This is a genomic window from Pseudomonas sp. 21LCFQ02 (assembly GCF_024129895.2).
In the GTDB taxonomy this organism is placed as follows: domain Bacteria; phylum Pseudomonadota; class Gammaproteobacteria; order Pseudomonadales; family Pseudomonadaceae; genus Aquipseudomonas.
Genome location: NZ_CM178749.1, coordinates 2,202,242 through 2,228,099 on the forward strand (window position 1 = coordinate 2,202,242; position 25,858 = coordinate 2,228,099).

The window sequence follows — 25,858 nt, forward strand, 5'->3', positions numbered from 1 at the left end:
TCGGCCTGAGGGCGGTGCTCATGCGGATCATTCTGGATACCATCAAGCCAATGATCACTTGGGTAAATCAAAGCCCGGATGATCTGCCAATCAGCGTTTGCATCGTTGATGCACCAGGCAGGATGTGTATGAAAACACGGTATAACAGATTTAATTTGAAGCGACGGATTGCCTCGTTTGATGTGTTTTCCCCAAGCCACCTGCAAGCGTGGGCCAGGCTTATTTCGTATGGCGGTAATCCGGAGCACAAGAAAAATCCAGGCGATTTTGGTCTGACGCCTCCGGCTGATCCTCGACAAGGCAAGTCGCTGTGTGATGTCGCGAAAATTTTCTCCCGCGACGTCGCCCTGGCATTACTGAAAAAAGGCGTGGAAAAGGGCCTCGTCAGCGATAGAGTGGAAAACGGCTGGCCAAAGAATATCTGGTCGGTCGCAGAAGGTGGCATTGCGCTTGAGGCGCAGCTTGAGAATCCGCAAACAGGCCGCTACCACGGATATCCCATGCCTGATAGCGATCCCTTGGCTGCTGAGGTTCTAGACCGCTGGAGGTGCCATGAATGATTTGAGTTTTTCCATCGAGTGGTCTTCTCCCGGCTCGGGTGATCCAGTACTTCGTGCGACCACCGGGCAATTTAAACTCCAGATGGCCGATACATGCCTGACCCGCAATGAGGGCATATGGTCACGCACGATAAGTGACTCGGTGCTCGTGTCTGCGTATCCCTTGGCGCTTTGGCTGGCCTCGTCATGGTGGCGGCTCAGTCACGAGACCTTGCCTGAAGCCGGAGTCAGTCCCTCGCTGGATTGGCGCATGAGTCATGAGCTCGGAGCCGCCAATCATGGCTATGTCTGGCCTCGGGTGATCGTGGCGTCTGATGGAGAGGGAGTGAAGATCTGGGCTGAGCAAAATGCCCGGCAAGATCAGTCGGTACGTTATTTGTACGGTCTGGACGCTCCAGGTGTCGTGACATTGAGCGCTTTCCAGAACTGCGCCGCAGGGTTTATCGAGAGTGTCATAGGACGCCTTGATGCGATGGGCCTTCCAGATAGCGATCTTGCTCAACTCTGGAGTTACGTCTGCCAGGATCGGGACGACTCTGCGGCCTTGCAACGCAGAGTGCTGGAAGCGCAAATGGGTTATGACCCTGAGCAATGTCCTGCGCCGACGCTCGATGAAGTTTTGTGGCTGCAGCAGGCGACGGGGCCAGACGCTATGAGGGAGTTGGCGCCTCTTATCGGACTGCATGGAGCACAGAGAGCGAAAGGGGTTCGTTTGATTCAGGAACTGAACTCGGAACCTGGAATTTCAGGAAGGCCAGAGCTGCCAGCTTTCACAACACCGGTATCAGCATTGCCCTGGAAAAAGGCTGAGACGGCTGCGAAGCAATTGCGTGCTGCACTTGATAACGCGAACCGGCCGATTGATGACCTTGAGTTGTATCAACTGCTGGGGGTATCCGAGAAACAGGTCGACAGGTTTACTGTGGCTGATCGGCAGAGTGTCTCAGTCCTGAAAACATCCGTGCCTGGATCAATAAGCCTGATACCGCGCAAAAAACATCCGGTTGCCAGGCGCTTTGAATATGCCCGCTTCATCGCCAGTCTGTACGAGGCTGCGCAAAGCCGTAGCCATTGGAAGGTGTCTACTGATCTGGCTACCGCACAGCAGCAGTTCCAGCGGGCCTTTGCCGCGGAGTTTCTGTGTCCCGTCGACGCTCTGGTTGATTATTTGGTCGGGAATTTTTCAGAGTCTTCTCGTGAACAAGCTGCTCTTCATTTTGATGTCAGCGAGAAAACTGTAGAGGCCCTGCTTCTAAATCACGGTTACCTGGAAAACACGGTGATTGAACCGAAAGTCCCCTATCAGGTGCGTTCGGTTCATTCCAGGGATGTCTGAGCAGGCGTTCATTGCGAACGCCTGCTTTTTTAACGGCTCCGTAAATGCCTCGTTCATCCTCGGCATTCGCGGCGGGCTTTCTGGGCGACAGTGATATCAATGATGCTCGCGCGTCGCGCGGAATTTCACGTCCGGCCAGCGTTCTTCCATCAGGCTCAGGTTGACCCGGGTCGGGGCCAGGTAGGTCAGGTGACCGCCGCCGTCCACTGCCAGGTTCTCAAAGGCCTTGGTTTCAAACTCTTCGAGCTTTTTCTTGTCATCGCACTCGATCCAGCGCGCCGACCAGACAGTGATCGGTTCGTAGGCGCATTCGACCTTGTATTCCTCTTTCAGGCGGCTGGCGACCACGTCGAACTGCAGCACACCGACGGCGCCGAGAATGATGTCGTTGCTGCGCTGCGGGAAGAACACTTGCGTGGCGCCTTCTTCGGCCAGCTGTTGCAGGCCCTGGCGCAGTTGCTTGGATTTGAGCGGGTCTTTCAGGCGTACGCGGCGGAACAGTTCCGGGGCGAAGTGCGGGATGCCGGTGAAACCCAGGCTCTCACCTTCGGTGAAGGTGTCGCCAATCTGGATGGTGCCGTGGTTGTGCAGGCCGATGATGTCGCCGGCATAGGCTTCTTCGAGCATTTCACGCTCGGACGAGAAGAAGGTCAGGGCGTCGCCGATGCGCACGTCCTTGTTCAGGCGCACGTGGCGCATTTTCATGCCTTTCTCGTAACGGCCCGAGCAGATGCGCATGAAGGCCACGCGGTCTCGGTGCTTGGGGTCCATGTTTGCCTGGATCTTGAACACGAAACCGCTGAATTTCTCTTCGACCGGCTCGACGGTCCGCTCGTGGGCGGCGCGCGCCAGCGGGCGCGGCGCCCAATCGACGACGGCGTCCAGCACGTGGTCAACGCCGAAGTTGCCCAGCGCGGTGCCGAAGAATACCGGCGTCATCTGGCCATCGATGAACGCCTGCGGGTCGAACTCGTGGCAGGCGCCCTGCACCAGCTCAAGCTGTTCGACGAAATTGTCGTATTCGTCACCCAAGTGGGCGCGGGCTTCGTCGGAGTCCAGTTTCTGGATGATCTTGGTCTCGGTGCGCTCGTGGCCGTGGCCTGGGGTGTAGACGATGATGTAGTCGCCTGCCAGGTGGTACACGCCCTTGAAGTCGCGGTAGCAACCGATCGGCCAGGTGATCGGCGCAGCCTTGATTTTCAGTACGGCTTCGATTTCGTCGAGCAGCTCGATCGGGTCGCGGATGTCACGGTCGAGCTTGTTGATAAAGCTGACGATCGGCGTGTCGCGCAGGCGGCAAACGTCCATCAGGGCGATGGTTCGTGGCTCTACACCTTTACCGCCGTCGAGCACCATCAGCGCCGAGTCGACCGCCGTCAGGGTGCGGTAGGTGTCTTCCGAGAAGTCTTCGTGGCCGGGGGTGTCGAGCAGATTGACCATGTGCTCGCGATACGGGAACTGCATGACCGAGGTAGTGATGGAAATGCCGCGCTGCTTTTCCATTTCCATCCAGTCGGAGGTGGCATGGCGGTCGGACTTGCGCGATTTGACCGTACCGGCCACCGAAATCGCCTTGCCCATCAGCAGCAGCTTTTCGGTAATGGTGGTTTTACCGGCGTCGGGGTGGGAGATGATGGCGAAAGTGCGACGTTTCGCGACTTCGGCGGCCTGTTGGGTCATGGGAAATCGCCTGAAAAGGGAGTCAAAAAAGGGCGCAGATTATAGCGCAAGTGAAGGCCAATGCCGAACCGCTCAGTCGATTAAGGGTGGCCAAATGCTGCATTGCGTGGGAACCTTTCGGATCCCGGAGACGTCCATTCCCTTGTAACAGGCCATTTCGGCACTGCTTCAAGGGCTTGATTTACCTGCGTTTCAGCTTGACGAAGCTGTGCTCATGGCTTGTGTTTTCGCCAGGGTTCATCCCCGTTTACGGCGACCCACCTGCTGCTCTTCGCAAACCCGTTTCGCGCGACCCATTGGGCCGCCACAGGCGAGGTTTGCCGACTGAAAAAAGGAGTCCGCCCGTGGCTAATCGCTATGGCAAGGGGCTATTGGGAGGTGCGATTACCATCGTGCTCCTGGCCCTGCTGGTCCAGTGGATCGGCACTGATACGTTCGTGAAGTACAAGGATGACCTGTTGTTTTACCTGCAGGCCCATCTGGTTCTGGTTCTGGTTTCAATGTTGGCGGCCCTGGTGGTCGGTATCCCCGCCGGCATTGTCCTGAGCCGACCGTCGATGGTCGGCAGCGCAGAACGCTTCATGCAAGTCTTCAATATCGGTAACACCGTTCCTCCTCTCGCGGTTCTGGCCATCGCTCTCGGTATTCTCGGGATCGGCAGTGGTCCGGCCATCTTCGCGCTGTTCCTCGCCTCGTTGTTGCCCATCGTGCGCAACACCTACGAAGGCCTGAAAAATGTGCCTGCCTCGCTCAAAGAAGCCGCCACCGGCATCGGCATGACCCCGCGTCAGGTGCTGCTCAAGGTCGAATTGCCCAATGCCGTGCCGATCATCATCGGTGGTGTGCGGGTCTCGCTGGCGCTCAATGTCGGTACTGCACCGCTGTCGTTCCTGATTGGCGCCAACAGCCTGGGCAGCCTGATCTTCCCCGGTATTGGTCTGAACAATCAGCCGCAACTGCTGCTGGGCGCTGCCTGCACGGCGTTGCTGGCACTGTTGCTTGATGCCTTGGTCACGCTGGGTAGTCGCATCTGGCTGGAGCGCGGTCTGCACCGCTGAGATAAGGAACTGACATGAAAAAGCTATGTTTGGCGCTGAGCCTGACCCTGGGATTGGGATCGCTGTTCTCGGCGTTCGCCCAAGCAGCCGATAAACCGCTGCTGCGGATCGGCGCACGGGTGTTTACCGAGCAGACCATGCTCGCGGAGATCACCGCGCAATACCTGCGCAGCAAAAACTACGACGTGCAGATCACCGGCGGGCTGGGCAGTAACCTGGCGCGCAGTGCCCATGAGAGCGGCCAGCTGGATCTGCTCTGGGAGTACACCGGGGTTTCGCTGGTCGCCTACAACCATGTCGAGGAACGTCTCGACAGCGAGCAGAGCTACGCACGGGTCAAAGAACTCGATGCCAAAAAAGGCCTGGTCTGGCTGGCGCCGTCGCGCTTCAGCAACACCTACGCCTTGGGGCTGCCGGACAAGATCGCCAAAGAGTATCCCCAGCTCAACACCGTCAGCGACCTGACCCGAGTGCTCAAGGACGAGGCTGACCAGGGCCACATCGTTGCCCTGGATACCGAGTTTGCCAACCGCTCCGATGGTCTGGGCGGGCTGGTCAAGCATTACGACATGAATCTGGGCCGGGAAAACATCCGCCAGATGGACGCCGGGCTGGTTTATACCGCGATGCGCAACGGCCAGGTTTTTGCCGGTCTGGTGTACACCACTGACGGGCGCCTGGACGCCTTCAAGCTCAAGGTGCTGGACGACGACAAGCATTACTTCCCGGACTACACCGCCGCCCCGGTCGTGCGCAAGGCGTTCCTCGACCAGCACCCGGAACTGGCCGGGCTGCTCAAACCGCTGGCCGAACTGCTCGACAACGCCACCATGCGTGCACTGAACGCCAAGGTCGATGTCGACCATCAGAGCCCGTCCACCGTGGCCGCAGAGTTCCTGCGCCAGCATCCACTCAACTAAAGGAGACAGACGTATGGATTTGTTGAACGCCTTCTCCCATATGGACTGGAATCAGGTCCTGCACCTGACCGGGCAGCACATCACCCTGGTCGGCGTCGCGGTGACCCTGGCGATTCTGGTCGGCGTGCCGCTGGGTATCCTGATGACCCGCTTCCCGACCCTGGCAGGTCCTCTGCAAGCCAGTGCCACGGTGTTGCTGACCGTGCCGTCCATTGCGCTGTTCGGCTTGCTGCTGCCGTTCTATTCCAAATTTGGCCAGGGCCTGGGGCCGCTGCCGGCCATCACCGCCGTGTTTCTGTATTCGTTGTTGCCGATCATGCGCAACACCTACCTGGCCCTGACCGGTGTCGAACCGGGCATTCGCGAAGCGGCCAAGGGCATTGGCATGACCTTCGGCCAGCGCCTGCGCATGGTCGAGCTGCCCATCGCCGTACCGGTGATTCTCGCCGGGGTGCGCACTGCCGTGGTGATGAACATCGGCGTCATGACCATTGCCGCGACCATTGGCGCCGGCGGTCTTGGTGTACTCATTCTTGCTTCTATCAGCCGCAGCGATATGTCGATGCTGATCGTCGGCGCCGTGCTGGTCAGCATTCTGGCCATCATCGCCGACCTGCTTCTGCAATGGCTGCAACGCTCGCTGACTCCCAAAGGACTCCTGAAATGATCGAACTTCAAAACCTCACCAAGACTTTCCAGAGCAACGGCAAAGAAGTGAGGGCGGTCGACTCGGTCAGCCTCACGGTCAACGAAGGCGAAATCTGCGTGTTCCTCGGCCCGTCGGGCTGTGGCAAGAGCACCACGCTGAAGATGATCAACCGCCTGATCGAGCCGACTTCCGGCAAGGTCCTGATCAACGGTGAAGACACCACCGGCCTGGACGAAGTGACCCTGCGCCGTAATATCGGCTATGTGATCCAGCAGATCGGCCTGTTCCCGAACATGACCATCGAGGAAAACATCGTGGTGGTGCCCAAACTGTTGGGCTGGGACAAGCAGAAGTGCCATGACCGCGCTCGCGAGTTGATGAGCATGATCAAGCTCGAACCCAAGCAGTACCTGCACCGTTACCCGCGCGAGTTGTCCGGTGGTCAGCAACAGCGTATCGGGGTGATCCGTGCGCTGGCCGCCGAGGCGCCGCTGTTGCTGATGGACGAGCCGTTCGGCGCGGTCGACCCGATCAACCGCGAGATGATCCAGAACGAGTTCTTCGAGATGCAGCGGGCGCTGAACAAGACCGTGATCATGGTCAGCCACGACATCGACGAAGCGCTCAAACTGGGCGACAAGATCGCGATTTTCCGCGCTGGCAAACTGATCCAGATCGACCACCCGGACACCCTGCTGGCGCACCCGGCGGACGACTTCGTGTCCAACTTCGTTGGCCAGGACAGCACCCTCAAGCGCCTGCTGCTGGTCAAGGCCGAAGACGCCGCCGACAACGCGTCGTCAGTCAGCCCCGAGACGCCAGTGGCCGATGCGCTGGAGGTGATGGACGATCAGGACCGTCGCTACGTGGTGGTCACGGACGCAGACAACAAGGCCATGGGCTACGTGCGCCGCCGCGACCTGCACCGCCAGACCGGCACCTGTGCACAGTTCCTGCGCGAGTTCAACGCCACGGCAGCCTATGACGAAAACCTGCGCATCCTGCTGTCGCGCATGTACGAGTTCAACCGCGCCTGGCTGCCGGTGCTGGACGCCGAGCGGGTGTTCCTGGGCGAGGTGACCCAAGAGTCGATTGCCGCTTACCTGAGTTCGGGACGCTCGCGCGGGGCCAAGACCAGCATCGTTTCGCCAGCGGAACTGGCGGCGTCCTGATAAGTGGCAGCGCTTTGCGCTGCTTTCGCCGCCGGCGAAAGCAGTGCGCAGCACTGCCAGCCTTTCAAACCTATGCCTTCTTGCGGCAGTACTCCGACACGATCACCCCGCCAATCGCCAGCAGCCCGCCCAGGGTGATCCAGGCCGTCAGTTGTTCCCCCAGCAGCACAGTCGCCAGCACGGCGGTGATCACCGGCACCAGATTGAAGAACGGCGCGGTACGCGAGGCGCCCAGTCGGGAAATGGCGTGGATCCAGGCCAGTGGCGCACAGATCGAGGCGCCGATGCCGGCAAAGCCGACCAGGGCCAGCACTTCACCGGTCAGCGCATGCCGCTCGGTGAGCAGGTAGAACGGCGCCAGGGCCACACTGGCGACGATGGCCTGGGTGTAGACCGTCTGCAGCATCGGCAACTGGATCTTCCAGCGCTGCAGCAGCAGGCTGTACACCGCGAAGGCTGCGGTGCCGAGCAGCATCATGGCATCGCCGATGCTCAGGCCGCCGTTGAGCAGGGAAGCGAAATGACCATTGCTGATCACCAGCACCACGCCGATGATCGAGATCGTGCCGCCAACCAAGGTGCCGGTAGTCGTGCGCTGTTTCATCAGCAGGCCGGTGAGGATCAGTGCGATCAGTGGATAGAGCGCCTGGATGATGCCCATCTTGATCGCGGTGGTGGAGTGTGCGGCGTAGTAGGCCAGGCACTGAAACACCACGCCGCCGAGCAGGCCGAGGACGATCAACTGCCTGTAGCAGCGGGCGATCACTGCGGCGTTGCGGATCAGGCCGCCGAGCACGAACGGGGTGAGCACCAGCAGCGCCAGCAGCCAGCGGTAGAAGCTGATCTCGATGGGCGAGATGGCCGTGGCACTGAGTTTGGTGACGATGGTGTTGCCACCCCACAGGAAGGCGGCCAGGACGGGGAACAGGTAATTCATCAGTCGGGTCTCTCCAGGTCGGCGCCGAGCATAGCACCATGACCCTGGCGGCCAGGTGAAACCGGACCGTTCGGGCAGGCGCAAGGAACATCAGCCTGTCATGTGGGTCGTTTACATAGGTGGGTGTAATGAGCGATCTACTGGTTGCGTGCGAAATCGCGACATTTTTAGTTGATCTCAAGCCCCTCAGGTCCTAAAGTTCGCGCCGAACGTCCATGCTGGAAACGATCCATCCGGCTCAAGTACTGACGACGAGACAGCAAGGCCAAGGGGAGTTGCCCCGTGGCCTTTTTGCTTTCGGCGACATGCCTTGGGAAGTAGGCGAACCAAAGTGGGGATACGGAGGACGTTCATATGCACCCATTTATTCATCTGTTTGCCCCGTGGAGTCCCTTAGCATGCCGATCAAGGTCGAAGACTATTTCGAAGCCAGCACCTTCAACAAAATGAAGGCGTTTGCCGACAAGCAGGAAACCCCGTTCGTACTCATCGACACCAAGATCATCGACAAGGCTTACGATGACCTGCGCGCCGGTTTCGAGTTCGCCAAGGTCTACTACGCCGTCAAGGCCAACCCGGCCAAAGAAATCATCGAGCTGTTGCGCGACAAGGGTTCGAGCTTTGACATCGCCTCCATCTATGAGCTGGACAAGGTCATGGGCTGCGGCGTTGGCCCGGAACGCATCAGCTACGGCAACACCATCAAGAAGTCCAAGGACATTCGCTACTTCTTCGACAAGGGCGTGCGCCTGTTCGCCACCGACTCCGAAGCCGACCTGCGCAACATCGCCAAGGCTGCACCAGGCTCGAAAGTTTATGTGCGCATCCTCACCGAAGGCTCGACCACCGCTGACTGGCCACTGTCGCGCAAGTTCGGCTGCCAGACCGACATGGCCATGGACCTGCTGATCCTGGCCCGTGATCTGGGTCTGGTGCCTTACGGTATTTCGTTCCACGTCGGTTCCCAGCAGCGCGACATCAGCGTGTGGGACGCGGCGATTGCCAAGGTCAAGGTGATCTTCGAGCGTCTGAAACAGGAAGACGGCATCGAACTGAAGCTGATCAACATGGGTGGCGGCTTCCCGGCCAACTACATCACCCGCACCAACAGCCTGGAAACCTACGCCGAAGAGATCATCCGCTTCCTGAAGGAAGACTTCGGTGATGACCTGCCGGAAATCATCCTGGAGCCAGGCCGTTCGCTGATCGCCAACGCCGGCATTCTGGTCAGCGAAGTGGTGCTGGTGGCGCGCAAGTCGCGTACCGCCGTGGAGCGCTGGGTGTACACCGACGTGGGCAAGTTCTCCGGCCTGATCGAAACCATGGACGAGTCGATCAAGTTCCCGATCTGGACCGAGAAGAAAGGCGAGATGGAAGAAGTGGTCATCGCAGGGCCCACCTGCGACAGCGCCGACATCATGTACGAGCACTATAAGTACGGTCTGCCGCTGAACCTGGCCATCGGTGACCGCCTGTACTGGCTGTCGACCGGTGCCTACACCACCAGCTACAGCGCTGTGGAGTTCAATGGCTTCCCGCCGCTGAAGGCGTTCTACCTGTAAGGTCGTCACGCACTACAAAAAACCCATGAGCGATCATGGGTTTTTTTATGCCCTCAGAAAAGTACGCGGCGATTTGTAACAGAGGATCCAGATTTACATAACTCAATTGATTTTGGATCCATTGGTTAAGTTATTCGATAACTTCTTATAAATCCTCAGTTCTGGTTGCTTATTCCTACAGGGTCGATCCGCTTTGTTTGCTATTTAGTGTCTTGAAGTTTTGCTAGCTTTTAATAAGTTTCAAGGCTTGAGTTCCGGACTGCCATTTAGGCCGAATGATCACGATAGGGAAATTGGATATGTCGAACGAACACGTGGCATTGGCGACTGACGCCGCTCAGCCTGATGTCAGCGAGATCAGCCGGGTCAGTAATGATTTTATTCGCGCCGCGTCGGGTGTTGCCCAGAATGCGGCTCGCGATCGGGGCCTGCTGATAACCAACGAAGACGTACGTAGCATCCATCGCTACGTCAGTAGTGCGCTGGCCCTGCCGAGCGACATTGCCCAGGTCCGGCAACTGCTGGGCAATTACCAAAGTGGTATTCCCGGTTTGCAGCCTGAAGACGTCAAACAGCTGTATCTGACGATCCAGGAGCACGCCGCAAGTTGGGCCGGGCTGGAAGACGACATGCGTGCGGTGGGCAGCGATCTGCATGTATTTGCCGGCAATCTGGTTCGCACCGCTGAAGACATGGTCGGTTTTATTCAGGGGCTTGAAGCCTGGCGAACCCTCAAGCTGAGTGAGCTGAGCGTCAGTGAAATCGAGCAGATGCCGATGGTTGAACTGACCGACTCCGATCGCAGGCACATGCCTGGTTTGCTGGCCTTGGTGGGTGACCTGAAGTTACACATCGCTGATTACAGCAGCAGTACCCGGCGGGTCAGTCAGGGGCTTGAGGCGTTCAAGGCGCACCTGCGAGACCGAATCAGGCCCGAGGTCGCTCGTAAGATTGATCTGGCGAGCTCTGCGGAAGCGGGTGACAACCTGGTTCAGCTCAAGGACCGGATTGTGCTGCTCAATGAGCGTATCAATCAAAAGGCCAGCGAGTATGAGGAGTACTGCGGCTACCGATGGGTCGGGTTTTGGTGGGGGCCGGCAGGTGGAGCGGTTTCCTGGTCGATCTACGGGCCCAAGGCCGCGGAGGTCCTTGCACAGCAGAGCCAGTTGATCGACGAAAAGCAGACGCTTGAAACCCAACTCAGGCAGCACGACCGGTTTCTCGGCAACCTGTTTGCCTTTGAGTCTGGCATGCAGGATCTGAGAACCCGTATCGAAGGAGCGGCCAGCAGTATCAGCAATATCGAAAGTATCTGGAGTTTGCTCGAGAAGTTGGCAGACGACTCGCATCGGCGCATCAATGACCTGGACAACGCGCTGCTGCTGGTTGTTTTTGTTTCACGGTTTCGCGCAGTTATTGCCAACTGGCAAGACATAAAAGAGCAGGCGTTCAATATGCTGACGGCTTTTAACAGGGTCGTTGGTGATGTGCGGCGTTGATAGTAAAGTAACTAACGATAAGGAAGATTAAAGAATGAATGTTCATGTCATGGACACTCCGTTTTTGTTACCAAAGCCTGATCTGGACGTGCTGGTGGCCAACAGAGCGCAATTGCGCCGCTACACTGAGGCGCTTGGCGAGATCCATTTGCCGGTCAAGCGCGAGAAACTGCTCAGCCTGATTGAGGAGTTGAGTCATGTCGACAAGCAGGTGCTCGACATACTGACGCTTGGACCTGGGCTGTTGGCCAATCACGGCTTGCCGGACCTGCTCGAAACCATTGCCAAGCTCAAGCAACAGCCGTTGACCGACGAAACCGGCAGCCACATCGAGGTGATCGTCAAGGAGATCCGTGAAGAGCGGTTCAAGACGCTTGCCGAGCTGCAACTGCAGTCCAGCGCGCTGGATGATGCGCTGGTTAATTTTTCGGCAGTCAGCGTCAGCGACGTCGATCACTTTGTGGTTGAGATCGAGGCCAGCCTGACGCAAGTGGATGAGCAGATTGCCGCTGAAAACCAGCCGTTGGGCAAATGGCTGGAGGAAGAAGCGGCGCTCAACAAGCTGATTGCCGAGGTCGAGGCATTGAGTGCACTCGACAAGTTCAAGCCGCTGGTGGCGTCTCTGGACAAACTGATCGAAATAGACCCGAACAATCGATTGGTCGGCTCGATCAAGGCCGGTATTGCCGGCATGAGCAGTATTCTTGATCTGGCCAACGATGCGCTGGAATACAAGCACCTGCTCAAGCACCGCGAGCGTTTGCAGGAGCTGCTCGACGCGCTGCGTGGTCATGCTCGTGAGCTGCACGAAAAACGCAAGGCTGAGGCCCGCAAGCTGGAGCAATTCAGACAGCTTCAGGCGCTGGAGGAACTGAAGTCGGCCTATAGCCAGGAAGTCGCCAGATTACTGGCTGCGCTGAACGGCTTCCTCACTGCCAATCGCATCGAAGCGGTCGACAGTGTTGAAGCCCAGACGGCGCTGTTTATTCGCCATGCCCGCTTCCTGAGCAATTACCTCACTGAGCTGCGCCGGGACTGGCGCAGTTGATAGACGGGTTCTGGCTGAGCCGGACCAGAACGTCACGCAGCGCTGCCTGGTCTGACTCGTCACCGAGTTCAGCGGCACGCTGATGATAGGCTTGCGCCAGGGCACGCAATGCTGGGTGAGCGGCGGTCAGTAATGACTGGCGACTCACCCGCAGAAAATTGAGGTTGCCGCCCGCCAGCGCTGTGTTCATCCAGGTTTGCGCCTGTTCAATCTCGCCTTGTTCGGCCAGCACGGTGGCATGGCTGAATTGCCCGCGAAAATCCCCGGCTTCGGCAGAGCGTCGATACCAGTCATGCGCTGCCTCCAGATCAACTTTGCCGGCCAGCCCTTCTTCCAGATAGCGCCCCAGCAAGTTCATCGACTTGGCATGGCCTTGGTGGGCGGCCTTGTGGTAACAGGCCATGGCCAGCCAGTGATCCTGACGTACACCACGTCCGCTGCCCAGCAGGTTGCCCAGGTTGTACAGGCCCCAGTCAAAGTTCTGCTCGGCGGCCAACTGATAATGCCGCGCGGCCTGCACGACATCGGCCTCGCATCCCCAGCCATGCTCGAGGCAACGGCCCAGCATGTTGCGCGCCATCAAGTGGCCTTGATCGGCCGCGATGGTGAACCAGGTGACCGCCAGCGCCGGGTCGCGCTGTATGCCGTTGCCATCAAGCAGGATCTGGCCCAGCAGCGCCTGGGCTTCGACCAGCCCTTGTCCGGCGGCGGCCAGAATGGCTTGGGCAGCACGTCCCGGACTGTCTGCCAGCATGGCTTGCAGGGCTTCGCCGTCGAGCTGTTCTTCACGGGCCAACTTCCAGCTCATGGCTCAGACCTCGACCCAGCGGCGCAGCAGGTTGTGATAAGTCCCGGTCAACTGCACCAGTGACGGATGATCAGGTACATCGCGGGTCAGTTGTTGGATGGCGGTATCCATCTCGAACAGCAGGGCGCGCTGGCTGTCTTCGCGGACCAGACTCTGAGTCCAGAAAAACGAGGCCAGACGAGTACCGCGGGTCACCGCGTTGACTTTATGCAGGCTGGTGCCGGGGTACAGCACCAGATCGCCGGCCGGCAGCTTGACCTGTTGCGTGCCGTAGGTGTCCTGAATGATCAGTTCACCGCCGTCATAGTCATCGGGATCACTGAAAAACAGCGTCGAGGACAGGTCGGTACGCACCCGCTCGGTCGTGCCTTTGACCTGGCGTACGGCGTTGTCGATATGAAAGTCGAAGTTGCCGCCGGCCGTGTAGCAGTTGAACAACGGTGGATACACCTTGTGCGGCAGCGCGGCTGACATGAACAGCGGGTTGGACCACAGCCGCTCCAGCATGGCGGTGCCGATTTCCTTGGCCAGCGGGTGGCCTTCAGGCAACTGCAGGTTGTGCTTGGCCTTGGCCGACTGATAACCCGCGGTCAGCTTGCCATCAGCCCAGTCAGTCTGCTCCAGGGCTTCACGGATGCGCAGGACTTCTTCACGGGTGAACAGGCCGGGGATATGTAGAAGCATGGAGTGGCACCGATATGGCCGAGGAGGTGGTGAATGATAGTTATTCTTATTGAATGGGCGCAATGCCGATATTGATGCTTGTCAAAGCCCTTGGCGATTCTGGCAAAGCTTGGTAAATAATGTAAAAAATATGCAAATGTCAATTACTCTCAATTGCCTCTCGGGCAGTATTGCAATATGTTTCGCGGCCGGAGTATGGGTCGCCGTTGCGCATGCTCAAGTGGTCAGCAAGCTCAGCCCGCCTGATCGGCGCGGCTGGCTTAAAATGATAATGAGAATAACTAGCGTCTGCCGCATAATGCGCGCCGCTCAGGGCAATAGAGGTGCCGGTGGTGTTCAAGAAAGTTTTGTTTCAGTTGCACTGGTTCTTCGGCATCAGCGCAGGTCTGGTGCTGGCGCTGATGGGTGTGACCGGTGCCCTGTATTCCTTCGAGGAAGAAATTCTCGACGCCATAAATCCCGACGTGTTGCTGGTAGAGAAGCGCGATGCGCCGCTGCCGCCTATTGAATTGGTGCGCAAGCTCGAAGCTGCCAAGGGCATGACCGTGGCTATCCTGCGGGTTGAAACCACCAGCAATCGGGTTGCCCAGGCCTATTTTCAGCCCAAACCTGGCGAGCGACGCGGACCGCGGGTCAATTTCGACCAGTACACCGGCGAACTGCGTGGCGATGGTGTGGGCCAAGGCTTTTTCGACCTGATGCTCAACCTGCACCGCTTTCTTGCTTCCGGCCAGACAGGTCGGCAGATCACCGGCGCCTGTACCCTGATCCTGATTTTCTTCTGCCTGTCGGGCCTGTACCTGCGCTGGCCGCGCAAGCCGCTGGACTGGCGGGTCTGGCTGACCATGGACTGGGCCAAGAAGGGCCGCAGTTTCAACTGGGACCTGCACTCGATTTTTGGCACCTGGTGTTTACTGGCTTATCTGTTGTTCGCGATCACCGGCTTGATGTGGTCCTATCAATGGTGGAATCAGGGCATGACCCGGCTGCTGGGCGATGCACCGCCAGCCGGTGAGCAGCGCCGCCCGGCCGGCCCTGGTGCTGGCGGTGGCAAGCCGGCCCAGCCGCCGGGGCCGCTGGTGGTGGATTACGACGCCGTCTGGGCGAGCATCCGCGACACCGCAGGCCCTGGCTTGGCGGGTTATAACCTGCGCCTGCCAGCAGCCGGTGGGCAATCGGCTACCGTGTTCTATTTGCTCAAGGACTCGCCGCACCCACGGGCGCTGAACATCATCAATCTCGACCCCGCCACCGGCAAGATCAACTCGGTGTCACGCTACGCCGACAAGGGGCTCGGTGCGCAATTGTTGACCAGTAACTATGCGCTGCACGTCGGCAGTTACTTCGGCCTGCCGGGGCGGATCATCATGACCATCGCCTCGCTGCTGATGCCGCTGTTCTTCATCACCGGCTGGCTGCTGTATCTGGATCGGCGCCGCAAGAAACGCGATATTCGCAATGCCCGCAGTGGCTTGCAGACGGCAGGTGACGAGGGGGATTCGTGGTTGGTGGGCTTTGCCAGCCAGAGCGGTTTTGCCGAGCAACTGGCTTGGCAAACCGCCGGGCAATTGCAAGCGGCCGGCCTGCCCGTCAAGGTCCAGCGCCTGGCGGAACTGACCGAGCAAGACCTGCAGCAACGTCGCAACGCAGTGTTTGTGGTCAGTACCTTCGGTGACGGTGAGGCGCCGGACAGCGCCCGTGGCTTCGAGCGCAAGCTGCTCGGTCAGCCACTGGCGCTGGATAACCTCAACTACGCGGTGCTGGCCCTGGGTGACCGCCAGTACCAGCACTTCTGCGCCTTTGCTCAGCGCTTGCACGGCTGGTTGGCCGAGCGTGGCAGCCGCTCGCTGTTCGCCCCGGTGGAGGTGGATAACGCCGACCCGGCGGCGCTGCAGAGCTGGCAGCAACAACTGGGGCGGGTGACCGGCAGCACGCCGACCGGCGCTTGGCAGGCTCCGCAATTCGAGAGCTGGACCCTGAGCCGTCGCGAGCAGATCAACCCCGGCAGCACGGGCTCGAAGGTGTTCCTGCTTGGCCTGAGTGCGCCTGCGGCCGCGAGCTGGGAGGCTGGTGATCTGGTGGAAATTCTGCCGCGCAATAGCGATGAGGTGCTGACCCGCCTGCTGCAAGGCTTGGGCCTGAGCGGCCAGGAACCGGTCACGGTCGATGGCTTGCAGGAAACCTTGTTGCAAGCGCTGGGCAGCCGCCAGTTGCCGCAACACCGTGCGCACCTGGTGGGCTTGCATGCGCAGGCACTGGTCGATGCGCTGGTGCCACTGGCCGCCCGCGAGTATTCGATTGCTTCGACACCGTCAGACGGCGACCTGCAGTTGATCGTCCGTCAAGAGATCCATGCCGATGGCGGTCTGGGTGTGGGGTCTGGCTGGCTCACCGAGCACCTGGTTGAGGGCGCTACGATCAGCCTGCGCTTGCGTCGTAATAGCGGCTTCCACCTGCCGCAGGAGCCTGTGCCACTGATTCTGATCGGTAACGGCACTGGGCTGGCCGGATTGCGCAGCCTGCTCAAGGCTCGGATTGAGCAACAGCAGACACGTAACTGGCTATTGTTTGGCGAGCGCAACCGTGCCCATGACTTCTTGTGCGGTGACCAGTTGCAAGGCTGGCTGGAGGGTGGCCAACTGGCTCGTCTGGACCTGGCGTTCTCCCGCGATCAGGAGCAGAAAATCTACGTCCAGGACCGCCTGCGCGAGGCCGCCGACGAACTGCGCGCCTGGCTGGCCGACGGGGCTGCGATCTATATCTGCGGCAGCCTGCAAGGCATGGCCGCCGGAGTGGATCAGGCGCTCATCGACCTGCTCGGTGAACAGGCCGTGAGTGAACTGATCGAACAGGGGCGCTACAAGCGCGACGTTTATTGAGGTAAAAGCCTGTAGGAGCGAGACGGATCGCCGCCCGGTCGCTCCTACAGATGTACGGCTTCAGAACTGGTAAGCCAGCCCTGCGCCGGCGTACCACGAGCGGCCCGGTGCGGCTTCGTAGTAGCGGCCGTTGCCGTCGCCGACGATCACTGAACCTACGTACTGGCGGTCGAGCAGGTTGTCCAGACGCACCATCTGGTGGAAGGTCCAGGGCCCGTAGTTTTGTTCGAAGCGGGTGCGCCAGTTAAATACCGTGTAGCTCGGGGCGGCCTTGTCGTCATTGCTGTCTTCGACATACACCTTGCTGCGGTACTGGCCTTCGACACCCATGCTGATGCCTTGTCGCGGTTTCCAGACCAGTTCGCCAAACAGGCTGCTGCCCGGCACGCCGGGCAGTTTGTTGCCTTTGTCGATGGTCCTGCCACTGCTTACATAGGCTTGGTCGTAGGTGGCGTCCAGGCGAGTGTACGCCAGGGTGGCTTGCCACTGGTCGCTCAACTGGCTTTGCACGCCGAGTTCGAAACCACGACGCAGGGTCTTGCCGGCGTTCTGATAACTGGTGCGACCGTCGGTGGCGCTGGAGACGACGATTTCGTCATCGGTGCGGATTTCGAAGATGGCCGCATTGATCCGGGTATTGCCGCCGACCCTGGCCTTCAGGCCGATCTCATACTGGGTACTGGTGGCTGGCGACAGGCCGAAGTTGAAGCCTTCGATGGCGCCCGGCGCATAGGCCATCTCGGCCTGGGTCGGGGTTTCGAAGCCCTTGCCGGCACTGATGTAGCCGTGCAGGTCAGGGCTGAAGGCGTACATCACCGACAGCGACGGGGTGTTGCGCTGGTATTTCTTCGAGCCACTGGCATCGCCGTTGGCCAGGTAACGGTCATCGACCTCCATCTCCATGGTGCTGTGCCGCAGGCCTGCTTCCAGGGTCCAGTCGTCCAGCAGCCAGCGCGCCTGAATGTACGGGTCAAGACTGGTCGCCGTGTCGATCTCGTCACGGCGCAGTTCGCCTTTGACGCCCAGTTGCGTGCCGCTGAAGTTCTGAAAACCACGGCGGTCATCGCGACTGCGGTCGTAGTCGACCCCGGTGGTCACGGTCAACTGGCCCGGTACGCCCTGAATTGGCTGGACCCAGCGCAGGGTGCCGCCATGAAACTCGCGGTCAAAGTCCACCACGCCGCCGCCACGCTGGCTGTTGGAAACCACCGTGCGCGGGATCGACAGGTACTGCACCACGCTGCGCTGGCCGGCATACAGATTGAACTGCAAGGTGGCGTCGCCGAAGCTGCGCTCGTAGTTCATGCCCAACTGCTGGTGATCGATGCTTTTGCGCGTGTTGTAAGTCTCGGCCACCGCCGCCACCGAGCGCGGATCATTCTGGTAGCCGGCCCAGGTCTGGCCCAACGGGTCTTGCGTGCCGTTCTGTTCCAGGCTGCTGTAAATCAGCGCCAGGCGGCTGTCGGCGTCGGGTTTGACATGCACCTTGGCGAAGGTCTGATCGCGGCGGGCCGAGCTATGGTCGCGGTAGCCGTCGGTATCCATGCGCGAGGCATCGACGATAAAGCCCGCCTGGTCATTGCCGCCCTCTGCCGACAGGTGATTCTTGCGATAGCCGTCGCTGCCGAACGTGGTCTCGGCGCCGACCTTGGGCTTGCCTTGGCCGTCGCGGGTGAACATCTGGATCACCCCACCGGCATTGCTGCCGTAAATGGTCGAGGTCGGGCCGCGCAGCACTTCGATACGCTCGGCCACATCCAGGTTGAGCGTGGCGGCCTGGCCCTGGCCGTCCGGGGTGCTGGCGGGAATGCCGTCGCTGAGCAGTTTCAGGCCGCGAATACCGAACGCCGAGCGCGCGCCGTAACCGCGCGAGGATATCTGCAGGTCCTGGGCATAGTTCTGGCGGTTCTGCACGACAAGGCCCGGCACCCGGGGCAGCACTTCGGACAGGTTGGTGCCCAACTGGCCGTCCTGGATCTGCTGCAGGTTGACGGTGTCGACCGAAAACGGCAGGTCAAAGCTTGAGACCGGCGCATAGCTGCCGGTGACCACGATGGGGGTGAGAATCTCGTAGGTCGAAACCTTGTTGTCATCGGCCAGGGCCAATGTGCTGACGCCCAGACCGCAGGCCAGTGCGTGAATCCGCAAGGCGAGGGCGCAGGGGCTAAGTCGAACAGGCATGTAGACCTCTCGATTGAATGAAAGTGATGTCATTACGGCGGGCGGATGCAACAGGCAGGATAGAAGACAGCAGGCGGTTCAGATCGTGCACATCCGCTGTGCAGTAATACTGATCAATCACCCGCCCCAGCCGGGGCGGGCGAAAGAACGGATTATGGCAGCGCGTAGGCGACGACGTAATCACCGCGTTGCGTCGCCTGGCGCGCACCACCGGCGGTGATCACCACGTATTGCTTGCCGGTTTTGGGCGACACGTAAGTCATCGGCCCACCCTGGCTGCCGACCGGCAGTCGGGCTTTCCAGACTTCTTCACCGTTGGCGCTGTTGAAGGCGCGCAGGTAGAAGTCCTGGGTACCGGCGATGAATACCAGACCGCCCTGGGTCGACAGAGTGCCGCCGAGAGTCGGCAGGCCGATCTTGATCGGCAAGCCCATGGCGATGCCAAGGGGGCCGGTGTCTTCCACGGTCCCGACCGGTACTTGCCAGGCGATTTTCTGGGTTTTCATGTCGATGGCGGTCAGGGTGCCGAACGGCGGCGCCTGACACGGAATGCCGGCCACCGACAGGAAGCGGTTCTTGTTCACCGCGTAGGGGGTGCCTTTGAGCGGCACCGCGCCCATGCCGGTGTTGATCGCTTCACCGCCGGAGGAGGCCTTGGCATCTTTCTGTGCCGGGATCATCTGCACCCACAGGCCCAGACGCATGTCGTTGACGAAGATGAAACCGTGCACCGGGTCGGTCGACAGGCCGCCCCAGTTCAGGCCACCCAGCGAGCCTGGGAAACTCAGCGATTTATCGGTGCCTGGCGCGGTGTACAGCCCGTCGTAGCGCATCCCCTTGAAGTCGATACGGCACAGCAATTGGTCATACGGCGTGGCGCCCCACATGTCCGACTCGGTCAGTTGCTGGGCGCCGATCTGCGGCATGCCCACCGACTTTGGCTGACTGGGCGAATACGGCTCGTTGGGGATGTTGCCGGCCTTGACCGGCACTTGATCGACCTGGGTCAGCGGCTGGCCGGTGGCGCGGTCGAGGACGAAGATCTGCCCGGCCTTGGTGCCGATCACCAGTGCCGGCACACTTTTGCCGTCTTTACCGGTGAAGTCGATCAGGCTCGGCTGCATCGGCAGGTCGAAATCCCAAAGGTCATTATGGACCGTCTGGTACACCCACTTTTCTGCGCCGCTGGTGGCGTCCAGGGCCAGGATCGAAGCGCCATAGGTGTGATCCAGGCGAGTACGCTCGACACCGTACAGGTCGGTGGACGAACTGCCCATCGGCAGGAACACGGTGTTCATCGCCGGATCGTAGGACATCGGTGCCCAGCTGTTCGGCGTGCTGCGCACGTAGGTCTGGCCTTCGGCCGGTGCGTTGCGCTCTTGCGGGTTGCCTGGGTCGAAGGCCCAGCGCTGTTGCCCGGTGACCACGTCGAAGCCACGAATCACGCCGCCTGGCATGTCGGTCTGGACGTTGTCGGCGACACGTCCGCCGACCACCACAGTGGTGCCGGCCATCAGCGGGGCCGACGACAATTGATAGTGCGAGTCCGGGACATTGCCCAGACCGGCTTTCAGGTCAACCTGACCGTTGTTGCCAAAGCCCTGGCAGAATTCGCCGGTGTCGGCGTCGACGGCGATCAGGCGTGCGTCGATGGTGTTGGTCAGCAGGCGGCGCTGACAGTTGGCGCCGGCCGTTACGTTGACTGCGGTCACCGCTGAATTGCCTGGCTGGCTTGGCTGCACCAGCGCTGCGGTGGCGTCGAAGTACGCCAGGCCCCGGCAGCGCTGCCATACGCCGGATTGAGCGTTGATTTGGTTTTTCCACAGCTCTTTGCCGGTGTCGGCATCCAGCGCAATGATGTTGTTGTGCGGTGTGCAGATAAATACCTTGTTGCCGATTTGCAGCGGGGTGAGCTGGTCTTCGGCGCCATTGCCGTTGCTCTGCGCAACATCACCGGTGCGGTAGGTCCAGGCCACTTGCAATTTGTCGACATTGCCACGGTTGATCTGGTCCAGCGCAGCAAAGCGGCTGCCACCTTCGGTATTGCCGTAATGCGCCCAGTCTTTCTGCGCGTTGGCCGGGTCCACCGGGGTCAGGCCAGGGCCGCTGCCATTGGGTGCGACAGTGGGATGGGCGACAAACATATTGCCCACCGCGATCACCAGTGCGACTGCCAGTACGCCAGCGATGCCATACGGCGCCTTGCCCGGTACGGCACCACTGGCGCGCACCAGCTGTGGATACACCAGCAGGATCACCAGACCCATGACAGAGAACATGAACAGCCGCGAGAACAGCGGCCAGAATTGCAGGCCGGCGTCCAGCACCGCCCAAATGGCCGTGCCGATCAGGAACACTGCGAACAGTTGTGCGCCGAGCGGCTTGCGCAACGCAATCAACAGACCGCAAGCAGCCATAACCAGACCGCCGGTCAGGAAATACCAGCTACCGCCCAGACGGACCAGCGAGAAGCCGCCGGCCGCAAGGGCCAGACCAAGCAAGAGGGTAATGATGCCGAGCCCGAGCAGGATGAACCTGACCAGGCCGGAGAGGGGTTGTGGCTGTGTCATTTTGTAGCACCCGTGTTTGAATGCCGGCGATTATAAACATCAAAAACTAACCAGTTAGTTAATTGTTCGAAAATCGCACACTTTTTTACCTGGAGTTCGGAGCCCGGCACGGATTGTGACTTGAAATGCGGTGGGAACGAGCTTGCTCGTGAAGGCGCAATTACCTTCATCACCATCACCGATGTAGGGTCTATACCGGCCTTTGCGTCGCCGCGCTGCCCGGCCGGTTACGGGGTGCGGGGCGAGGTTTGCAACCAGTGCAGCATGCCTTGCGCCGCGGCGCGCCCGCTGGCAAAGCAGGCGGTCAGCAGGTAGCCGCCAGTCGGTGCTTCCCAGTCGAGCATCTCGCCGGCGCAGAAAACCCCAGGCAACGCTTTGAGCATCAGGTGCTGATCCAGGCTTTCGAAGGTTACGCCTCCGGCCGTGCTGATTGCCTCGTCCAGCGGGCGAGTGCGCACCAGTTGTAGGGGCAGGGCTTTGATGGCTTTGGCCAGCGCCTGCGGGTCATCGAACTGCGCCTTGCTGGTCAATTCGCGCAATAGTGCAGCCTTGACGCCTTCCAGGCCCAGCTGGCCGCTCAGGTGTTTGGCCATCGAGCGTGAGCCGCGCGGTTTTTCCAGCGCCGCCTGCACCGCTTGCACGGACTTGCCCGGCAGCAGGTCAATGTGGACAGTCGCTGAGCCAGCGCGATTGATCCCGTCCCGGATCGGCGCTGACAGGGCGTAGACCAGGCTGCCCTCAACCCCGGTTTCGGTCACGACGCACTCCCCTGTGCGCATCGGCAAGTTATCCACAGACATGGCGATGTTTTTCAGTGGCGCGCCGGCGAATTTGCTGCGCAGCACGTCGCTCCAGGTGTTGACCTCGAAGCCGCAGTTACTGGGCTGTAATGCCGCAACCTCAACGCCTTGATCCTGCAGCCAGGGTCGCCAGGCACCGTCGGACCCCAAGCGTGCCCAACTGGCGCCGCCTAGCGCCAGCAGTACCGCATCGGCGCGTTCGCTGCGCTCGGCATCAGGGCCGCGCAGGCGCAGGCTGCCGTCAGGGTTCCAGCCCAGCCAGCGATGCCGGGTGTGCAGATTCACGCCACTGTCGCGCAGACGCTTGAGCCAGGCGCGCAGCAAGGGCGCGGCTTTCATGTCGGCAGGAAATACCCGCCCAGAGCTGCCGATAAAGGTCTCGATGCCCAGCCCATGAATCCACTGACGCAGGGCATCGGCATCGAACGTCTGCAAAAATGGCTCAATCATCGGCGCGCGCTGAGCATAGCGCGACAAGAATGCCGACCAGGGCTCGGAGTGGGTGATATTCATCCCGCCGACCCCGGCCAGCAGAAACTTGCGCCCCACCGACGGCATGGCGTCGTACAGATCGACCTTGAGACCAGCCTGGCTCAGCACTTCAGCCGCCATCAGGCCGGCAGGACCGCCGCCGATGATGACAACAGATGAGCGGGCGGTGGAGGTCGGTGAGGTCATGGGCAGGCCGTGAATCAGGTCGGAAAGGCCCGACAGTCTACCGGAGATTTTCTTGAGTCCGCTGACCTGCAAGCAGCGGCATTTGCTCTGTTTCGCGGGTTTTCGTAAAATTTTGCCACTTTCGGGCCTGCCATCATTGCTGCGCCGATCAACCCAGTCAGGAACCTCGTGGCCAGAAAATCCAGAAGGGAACTCACCCATGTCAGCGGCGGCGCGGATATTCCGGTCACCGTTATCGATGTTGCACGTGAAGCCGGTGTTTCACCCATTACCGTCTCCAGGGCCCTGAACCGCCCTGAGCTGGTCAGTGAGGCCACTCGCGTGCGGGTGCTGGAAGTGGTCAGGCAGATGGGCTACGTTCCCAACCTGTTGGCGGGCAGCCTGGCCAGTAGCAAGAGCCGCCTGGTGGCAATTTTGCTGCCCACCATTGCCAACTCGATTTTCGCCCCCGCCGTGCAGGCGATCATGGACCGCCTGACTGAAGCCGGTTACCAGTCGTTGCTGGGCCCCACCGGCTACTCGCCGGAAAAGGAAGAGGTGCTGCTTGAGGCCATTCTCGGCCGCCGCCCGGACGGCATCGTGCTGACCGGTACTTTGCACACCGAGGGCAGCCGCGCGCGCTTGGCCTCGGCCGGCATTCCAGTGGTCGAAGCCTGGGACCTGTCGGATACGGCGCTGGACATGCAGGTGGGCTTCTCCCATGAACAGGTCGGTGAACAGGTTGCCGAGCACTTCGTGGCCAAGGGTTACCAGCGTTTTGCCGTGATTACCGTCGACGACCCGCGCGGTATCCGTCGTTGCAACAGCCTGATCCAGCGCCTGGAGCAACACGGTATCAGCGAAGTACCGGTCGAAATCCTGCCGCTGCCGGCCACCTGGGAAGTGGGGCGCGAGGGCCTCAAGCGCTTGTTGCAGCGTCCTGAAGCGCCGCAACTGGTGTTTTGCAGCTCCGACACGGTCGCCATGGGCGTGCTGGCTCAGGCCGCTGAACTGGGCCTGCGGGTGCCGCAAGACATTGCGGTGCTGGGTTTTGGCGACACCACCAACAGCCGCTTCGCGCAGCCGGCGCTGTCAACCATCAGCGTCAATGCCACGGTGATGGGCCGTGAGGTGGCCGAAGCCTTGTTGCGACGCTTTGCCGGCGACAGCACGGCCATGCGCTTTGACAGTGGTTTCTCTTTGGTTGAGCGCGCCAGTACCTGAACCAGAACCTGCGGCAGGCGCCGTGGGGCGGCCATCGCTTTATCCGCGAAAGGTGATAAACGTTCGCGGATAAATCCGTTTCTGCAATCCCCTCCAATTTCTTCCGAAACAAAAAACCTTATGAGCGGGACTTGAATGATAACGTTATCTCTGTGCATGATAACGTTATCGTTGTACGACAACTGACGATAATGGCTTTCCGGCCGAGACTTCATTGCCCGCATAAAAACAATTCGTGGGAGCGTCACTTCATGCAAGAAACCAAGCAAACCCGCGCCCGGTACATGATCCTGCTCATGCTGTTTTTGGTGACCACGATCAACTTTGCCGACCGCGCAACCATTTCCATCGCCGGTTCCAGTATCCAGAAAGACCTGGGGATCGATGCGATCACTCTGGGCTATATCTTTTCCGCGTTCGGTTGGGCCTATGTGCTCGGCCAGATCCCGGGTGGCTGGTTGCTCGACCGCTTCGGCTCCAAGCGCGTTTATGCGGCAAGCATCTTCACCTGGTCGCTGTTTACCCTGCTGCAGGGCTACATCGGTGAGTTCAGCGTCGGCACCGCGGTGGTCTTGCTGATTCTGCTGCGCATGTCGGTAGGGCTGGCCGAAGCGCCGTCGTTTCCCGGCAATGCGCGGATCGTTGCGTCATGGTTTCCGACCAAGGAGCGCGGCACGGCCTCGGCGATTTTCAATTCGGCGCAGTATTTCGCCACCGCGCTGTTCGCCCCGTTGATGGGCTGGATCGTCTATCGCTTTGGCTGGGAGCACGTATTCATCTTCATGGGCTCGTTGGGCATCCTGTTCTCGCTGATCTGGATGCGCACGATCTATAGCCCCAAGGACCACCCATGGGCCAATGCCGCAGAGGTGCGCTACATCGCCGAGAACGGCGGGCTGGTGGACCTGGATGACCGCAGCAAGAAAAAAGACAGCGGTCCGAAGTGGGACTACATCCGTCAGTTGCTGACCAACCGGATGATGGCCGGGGTTTATCTGGGCCAGTTCTGCATCAACTCGCTGACTTACTTCTTCCTGACCTGGTTCCCGGTGTACCTGGTCCAGGAGCGCGGCATGACCATTCTCAAGGCCGGCATCATCGCCTCGCTGCCGGCCATCTGCGGTTTTCTCGGCGGCGTGCTGGGCGGGGTGTTCTCGGACATGCTGCTGCGCCGTGGCAACTCGCTGAGCGTGGCGCGCAAGACGCCGATCGTGCTGGGCATGGTGTTGTCGATGTCGATGATTCTCTGCAACTACGTCGAGGCCGACTGGATGGTCGTTGGCTTCATGGCCCTGGCGTTCTTCGGCAAAGGCGTGGGTGCACTGGGCTGGGCAGTGGTCTCCGACACCTCGCCCAAGCAGATCGCCGGTTTGTCGGGCGGGCTGTTCAACACCATCGGCAACCTGTCGTCGATCACCACGCCGATCGTGATCGGCTACATCATCGCTGCCACCGGCTCGTTCAAGATGGCGCTGGTGTTCGTTGGGGTCAACGCCCTGATTGCCGCGATCAGTTACCTGTTCATCGTCGGTGAAATCAAGCGCGTCCAGCTCAAGGGCCTGGTCGATGCCGAACCCGCCAAACCCGATGCGCTCGACGGCTCCGCTGCGTCGGCCAGCCAGCGCTGATTGCCA

General features: G+C 60.3%; 19 protein-coding genes. 12 read left to right on the top strand and 7 right to left on the bottom strand.

What is annotated here, in order from left to right; all coding sequences use genetic code 11:
* Window positions 1–20 precede the first annotated feature (20 nt).
* Both NJC40_RS10015 and NJC40_RS10020 read left to right on the top strand, forming a co-directional pair.
* A complete protein-coding gene (locus NJC40_RS10015; RefSeq protein WP_253114981.1) occupies window positions 21–560 on the top strand; it encodes a hypothetical protein in 540 nt (179 codons plus the stop codon).
* The gene (locus tag NJC40_RS10020) at window positions 553–1,896 is read left to right on the top strand and encodes a hypothetical protein (protein WP_253142509.1); all 1,344 of its coding nucleotides are present in this window, start codon (window positions 553–555) and stop codon (window positions 1,894–1,896) included. The genes NJC40_RS10015 and NJC40_RS10020 overlap by 8 nt, the downstream gene beginning before the upstream one ends.
* A 96-nt stretch (window positions 1,897–1,992) precedes the next feature.
* Here the strand turns inward: NJC40_RS10020 and NJC40_RS10025 are convergent, their stop codons facing one another.
* A complete protein-coding gene (locus tag NJC40_RS10025) occupies window positions 1,993–3,576 on the bottom strand; it encodes a peptide chain release factor 3 (protein ID WP_045487273.1) in 1,584 nt (527 codons plus the stop codon).
* Between the two features lie 344 nt (window positions 3,577–3,920).
* On the opposite strand from NJC40_RS10025, the gene NJC40_RS10030 reads away from it, so the two are divergent.
* The 4 genes from NJC40_RS10030 to NJC40_RS10045 are packed head-to-tail and all read left to right on the top strand — an operon-like array spanning window position 3,921 to window position 7,375.
* Entirely contained in the window at window positions 3,921–4,634 is a 714-nt protein-coding gene (locus NJC40_RS10030; RefSeq protein WP_045487276.1) for an ABC transporter permease, read from the top strand.
* Between the two features lie 14 nt (window positions 4,635–4,648).
* Window positions 4,649–5,554, top strand: a complete 906-nt coding sequence (locus NJC40_RS10035; protein WP_253114980.1) for a glycine betaine ABC transporter substrate-binding protein — start codon at window positions 4,649–4,651, stop codon at window positions 5,552–5,554.
* A 13-nt stretch (window positions 5,555–5,567) separates the two neighbouring features.
* Complete coding sequence (locus NJC40_RS10040; protein ID WP_045487282.1) at window positions 5,568–6,221, top strand: ABC transporter permease; 654 nt, start codon at window positions 5,568–5,570, stop codon at window positions 6,219–6,221.
* Window positions 6,218–7,375, top strand: coding sequence for an osmoprotectant ABC transporter ATP-binding protein OsmV (locus NJC40_RS10045; protein WP_253142508.1), 1,158 nt, complete (start codon window positions 6,218–6,220; stop codon window positions 7,373–7,375). The genes NJC40_RS10040 and NJC40_RS10045 overlap by 4 nt, the downstream gene beginning before the upstream one ends.
* A 70-nt stretch (window positions 7,376–7,445) precedes the next feature.
* Here the strand turns inward: NJC40_RS10045 and NJC40_RS10050 are convergent, their stop codons facing one another.
* A complete protein-coding gene (locus NJC40_RS10050; RefSeq protein WP_253142507.1) occupies window positions 7,446–8,312 on the bottom strand; it encodes a DMT family transporter in 867 nt (288 codons plus the stop codon).
* A 398-nt stretch (window positions 8,313–8,710) separates the two neighbouring features.
* On the opposite strand from NJC40_RS10050, the gene NJC40_RS10055 reads away from it, so the two are divergent.
* The 3 genes from NJC40_RS10055 (at window position 8,711) to NJC40_RS10065 (ending at window position 12,421) form a co-directional block, all read left to right on the top strand.
* Window positions 8,711–9,874 (top strand): type III PLP-dependent enzyme, encoded by a 1,164-nt coding sequence (locus NJC40_RS10055; RefSeq protein WP_045487292.1) that lies wholly within the window; start codon window positions 8,711–8,713, stop codon window positions 9,872–9,874.
* 299 nt (window positions 9,875–10,173) lie between these two features.
* Window positions 10,174–11,373, top strand: a complete 1,200-nt coding sequence (locus NJC40_RS10060) for an alpha-xenorhabdolysin family binary toxin subunit A (protein WP_253114978.1) — start codon at window positions 10,174–10,176, stop codon at window positions 11,371–11,373.
* Window positions 11,374–11,407: 34 nt separating this feature from the next.
* The gene (locus NJC40_RS10065) at window positions 11,408–12,421 is read left to right on the top strand and encodes an alpha-xenorhabdolysin family binary toxin subunit B (RefSeq protein WP_253114977.1); all 1,014 of its coding nucleotides are present in this window, start codon (window positions 11,408–11,410) and stop codon (window positions 12,419–12,421) included.
* Here NJC40_RS10065 and NJC40_RS10070 read toward each other — a convergent pair.
* Together NJC40_RS10070 and NJC40_RS10075 are read right to left on the bottom strand one after the other, a co-directional pair.
* Entirely contained in the window at window positions 12,390–13,229 is an 840-nt protein-coding gene (locus NJC40_RS10070) for a tetratricopeptide repeat protein (protein WP_253142506.1), read from the bottom strand. The two genes, NJC40_RS10065 and NJC40_RS10070, sit on opposite strands and share 32 nt — an antisense overlap.
* 3 nt (window positions 13,230–13,232) lie before the next feature.
* The gene (locus NJC40_RS10075; RefSeq protein WP_253142505.1) at window positions 13,233–13,913 is read right to left on the bottom strand and encodes a Fe2+-dependent dioxygenase; all 681 of its coding nucleotides are present in this window, start codon (window positions 13,911–13,913) and stop codon (window positions 13,233–13,235) included.
* A gap of 332 nt (window positions 13,914–14,245) precedes the next feature.
* Here NJC40_RS10075 and NJC40_RS10080 point away from each other — a divergent pair, with 332 nt between their 5' ends.
* A complete protein-coding gene (locus tag NJC40_RS10080; protein ID WP_253142504.1) occupies window positions 14,246–16,792 on the top strand; it encodes a PepSY domain-containing protein in 2,547 nt (848 codons plus the stop codon).
* A 60-nt stretch (window positions 16,793–16,852) separates the two neighbouring features.
* Here NJC40_RS10080 and NJC40_RS10085 read toward each other — a convergent pair whose 3' ends face one another.
* From NJC40_RS10085 to NJC40_RS10095, 3 genes are all read right to left on the bottom strand, one after another.
* Window positions 16,853–18,973 (bottom strand): TonB-dependent receptor family protein, encoded by a 2,121-nt coding sequence (locus NJC40_RS10085; protein WP_253142503.1) that lies wholly within the window; start codon window positions 18,971–18,973, stop codon window positions 16,853–16,855.
* A 152-nt stretch (window positions 18,974–19,125) separates the two neighbouring features.
* The gene (locus NJC40_RS10090; protein ID WP_253142502.1) at window positions 19,126–21,543 is read right to left on the bottom strand and encodes a glucose/quinate/shikimate family membrane-bound PQQ-dependent dehydrogenase; all 2,418 of its coding nucleotides are present in this window, start codon (window positions 21,541–21,543) and stop codon (window positions 19,126–19,128) included.
* Between the two features lie 227 nt (window positions 21,544–21,770).
* Window positions 21,771–23,021: a TIGR03862 family flavoprotein gene (locus tag NJC40_RS10095; protein ID WP_253142501.1), complete on the bottom strand. Its 1,251-nt coding sequence runs from the start codon at window positions 23,019–23,021 to the stop codon at window positions 21,771–21,773.
* Between the two features lie 168 nt (window positions 23,022–23,189).
* Here NJC40_RS10095 and NJC40_RS10100 point away from each other — a divergent pair, with 168 nt between their 5' ends.
* Window positions 23,190–24,224, top strand: a complete 1,035-nt coding sequence (locus NJC40_RS10100; protein ID WP_253142500.1) for a LacI family DNA-binding transcriptional regulator — start codon at window positions 23,190–23,192, stop codon at window positions 24,222–24,224.
* A 251-nt stretch (window positions 24,225–24,475) separates the two neighbouring features.
* A complete protein-coding gene (locus NJC40_RS10105) occupies window positions 24,476–25,852 on the top strand; it encodes an MFS transporter (protein WP_253142499.1) in 1,377 nt (458 codons plus the stop codon).
* The last annotated feature ends 6 nt before the right edge of the window (window positions 25,853–25,858 follow it).